The organism is Ameyamaea chiangmaiensis (genome assembly GCF_013376175.1).
GTDB classification, from domain to species: domain Bacteria; phylum Pseudomonadota; class Alphaproteobacteria; order Acetobacterales; family Acetobacteraceae; genus Ameyamaea; species Ameyamaea chiangmaiensis.
The window spans coordinates 1-1,094 of sequence record NZ_JABXXR010000319.1; the positions used below are offsets into that span (position 1 = coordinate 1).

Below are 1,094 nucleotides of genomic sequence, written 5' to 3' on the forward strand. Positions count from 1 at the left end.
GGACGAGGCCGCGCCGGGGGTTGAGGCGGAGGTGCTTGCCGGTCTGGCGCTGGCCCGACGACGCCGTCTTGGCCCGTTCCGGCCGCTTGCCGCCGATGATGAGGGCACCTCCGGACCGGACGAGGAGGGTCTGCGGCAGCGGGATCTGGGTGTTCTGGCCCGGGCCGGGTTTGCCCGCGATGTGGCGTTGCGTGTGATCGGGATGGAAGCGGAAGACGCGATGGCACTCGTGATCGCGCTGAAATCGTCATGATGATCGGTCGACGCCTGCGCGCCCTTGCGTTGTTGCCTGCCCTTCTGGGGCTTGCGGCGTGCGGCGGGGGTTATGATGGCGCCGTGCAATGCGCGCCCTATGCGCGTTCGGTCACCGGGCTGCGCCTGTCCGGCGCGGCGGCCGGCTGGTGGCGGCAGTCGAACGGCGTGTATGCCCATGCGCAGTCCCCGCGTTCGGGCGATGTGCTGGTGTTCCGTGCGACCTCGCGCATGCCGTCGGGGCATGTGTCGGTGGTGCGCCGGGTAGTCGGTGCGCGCACCGTTCTGGTCGATCAGGCGAACTGGCGGCCCGGGCGGGTGGAACATGGCGTGCCGGTGATCGATGTATCGCGGCGCAACGACTGGACGGCGGTCCGGGTCTGGTGGGGACCGATCGACGGCATCGGCACCCGGGTCTATCCGACCTACGGCTTTATCGAGCCCGTCGCGGCGCAACTGGCCGGGCTGTCCTGAGGCCTGCGGCCGCTCCTTTGTCCTCCCTTTGCATAATCGCTGCGAACACGCGATGCTTGCTTGCATGACGGCGTCTGCCGTTCCATGTGACGTGTGGTCATGCCGCATCGACACGCGGCGGCCACGTGAGCAAGGATTTTGCAATGGGTAGCTTAAGCATCTGGCATTGGCTGATCGTGCTGGCGGTGGTGCTGGTTCTGTTCGGCGGCGGCAGCAAGATCAGCACGCTGATGGGTGACTTCGCCAAGGGCATCAAGTCGTTCAAGAAGAACATGGCGGACGAGGACGAGTCGATGGAGGCGAGTGCCCGCGACGGCGGCCAGATCGCGCCGCCCGCCGCGCACGCCGCCACCACGGCACCGTACGGC

At 67.9% G+C, this 1,094-nt stretch carries 2 protein-coding genes and 1 pseudogene; all 3 read left to right on the plus strand.

From position 1 onward, the window contains the following. Positions 1–253, plus strand: a pseudogene (locus HUK82_RS16755) (RecX family transcriptional regulator); the annotation flags it as partial. Next, complete coding sequence (locus HUK82_RS16760) at positions 253–726, plus strand: CHAP domain-containing protein (RefSeq protein WP_373318203.1); 474 nt, start codon at positions 253–255, stop codon at positions 724–726. The pseudogene HUK82_RS16755 and the gene HUK82_RS16760, both read left to right, overlap by 1 nt. A gap of 143 nt (positions 727–869) precedes the next feature. After that, the coding region (locus HUK82_RS16765) for a twin-arginine translocase TatA/TatE family subunit (protein WP_176614984.1) at positions 870–1,094 on the plus strand (225 nt) is incomplete at its 3' end.